This window comes from Parvibaculum sp. (assembly GCF_035511255.1).
GTDB lineage: Bacteria > Pseudomonadota > Alphaproteobacteria > Parvibaculales > Parvibaculaceae > Parvibaculum.
Map to the genome: position 1 here is coordinate 1 of NZ_DATKFR010000280.1, position 1,939 is coordinate 1,939.

3 protein-coding genes are annotated in these 1,939 nt (G+C 61.5%); all 3 read left to right on the plus strand.

The features are described 5' to 3' along the window. The coding region (locus VMR03_RS11165; protein ID WP_325405194.1) for a hypothetical protein at positions 1–211 on the plus strand (211 nt) is incomplete at its 5' end. A 5-nt stretch (positions 212–216) separates the two neighbouring features. Further along, entirely contained in the window at positions 217–1,449 is a 1,233-nt protein-coding gene (locus tag VMR03_RS11170) for an argininosuccinate synthase (protein WP_325405196.1), read from the plus strand. Between the two features lie 8 nt (positions 1,450–1,457). Beyond that, a partial coding sequence (ppa, locus tag VMR03_RS11175; protein ID WP_325405198.1) for an inorganic diphosphatase occupies positions 1,458–1,939 on the plus strand: 482 nt, incomplete at its 3' end.

A 1,939-nucleotide genomic window follows, 5' to 3' on the forward strand; every position in this document is an offset into this window, starting at 1 on the left:
CCGCCGCCGCCCGCTCGACCCGCATGGCCGCCGGGTAGGAATAGGTGCTTGCGAACTCGTACCAGAAATCGATCAACATGCTCTCCGCCCATATCCTGAATTGCTTCGCAAATTGGCGGTTTACCGCCCTTCTGGCAAGACTGCCGCCGCCCCTTGCCGCAAGGGCGGATTTCCCTATGATGCGCCGCAAAATCGACCCTTGAAGGTGTGAAAACGATGAGCGGCGCGATGAAAAACGTGAAGAAGGTGGTGCTGGCCTATTCGGGCGGCCTCGACACCTCGATCATCCTGAAATGGCTCCAGGAGACCTATGGCTGCGAAGTGGTGACCTTCACCGCCGATCTCGGCCAGGGCGAGGAGCTGGAGCCGGCGCGCAAGAAGGCCGAGATGCTCGGCATCAAGGAAATCTTCATCGACGACCTGCGCGAGGAATTCGTCCGCGACTACGTCTTCCCGATGTTCCGGGCGAACGCGCTCTACGAAGGTGTCTACCTGCTCGGCACGTCGATCGCCCGGCCACTGATCGCCAAGCGCCAGATCGAGATCGCGGCGCTGACCGGCGCCGACGCGGTGAGCCACGGTTCGACCGGAAAGGGCAACGACCAGGTCCGCTACGAGGTGAGCTACGCGGCCTTGAACCCGGACATCAAGATCATCACGCCCTGGCGCGAATGGGACCTGACCTCGCGCACGAAGCTCATCGAATTTGCCGAGAAGAACCAGATTCCGATCGCCAAGGACAAGCGCGGCGAAGCGCCCTTCTCGGTCGACGCGAACCTTCTCCACACCTCGTCGGAAGGCAAGGCGCTGGAAGACCCCTCGCAGGAAGCGCCGGACTTCGTCTATCAGCGCACCGTTTCGCCGGAAGAGGCGCCCGACAAGCCGACCTATATCGAAGTCGGCTTCGAGAAGGGCGATGCGGTTTCGATCGACGGGCAGAAGCTGTCTCCCGCGACGCTGTTGACGAGGCTCAACGAATTCGGCGGCAAGAACGGCATCGGCCGTCTCGATCTCGTCGAGAACCGCTATGTCGGCATGAAGTCGCGCGGCATCTACGAGACGCCGGGCGGCACGATCCTCATCGCCGCTCATCGCGGCATCGAGTCGATCACGCTCGACCGGGGCGCCATGCACCTCAAGGACGATCTGATGCCGCGCTATGCGGAGCTGATCTACAATGGCTTCTGGTTCTCGCCCGAACGCGAGATGCTGCAGGCGCTGATCGACAAGAGCCAGGAAATGGTCACAGGCACCGTTCGCCTGAAGCTCTACAAGGGCAATGTCTCGGTCGTCGGCCGCAGCTCGCCCTATTCGCTCTACTCGATGGCCCATGTGACCTTCGAGGAAGATGCGGGCGCCTACGACCAGAAGGACGCCACCGGCTTCATCAAACTCAACGCGCTGAGGCTCCGCCTCCTCGCCGCGCGCAACAAGCGTATCAAGGGCTAGAAAAGTAAATGCGTATAGAGGCCATTCCCGTCGGCAAGAACCCGCCCCACGACGTCAACGTCATCGTCGAGGTCCCGCATGGCGGGCATCCGGTGAAGTATGAGATGGACAAGGCGTCGGGCACGCTCTTCGTCGATCGCTTCATCCATACGGCGATGCAGTACCCGGCGAATTACGGCTTCATCCCGCACACGCTGTCCGACGACGGCGACCCGGTCGACGTGCTCGTCGTCAGCCGCATCCCGGTCGTCCCCGGCGCCGTCGTCCGTGTACGCCCGATTGGCGTCCTGATGATGCATGACGAAGCCGGACAGGACGAAAAGATCCTCGCCGTGCCGGTCGAAAAGCTCAACCCCTATTACAAGAATGTCCGCAGCTATACGGACCTGCCCGAAATCCTGATCCGCCGCATCGCGCATTTCTTCGAACACTACAAGGATCTCGAGGAAGGCAAATGGGTGAAGATTTCCGGCTGGCATGGTCCCGAGGA

Excerpts from the sequence above, each read along its gene's own strand:
- VMR03_RS11170 (WP_325405196.1), top strand. The coding sequence starts at position 217 with ATGAGCGGCGCGATGAAAAACGTGAAGAAGGTGGTGCTGGCCTATTCG.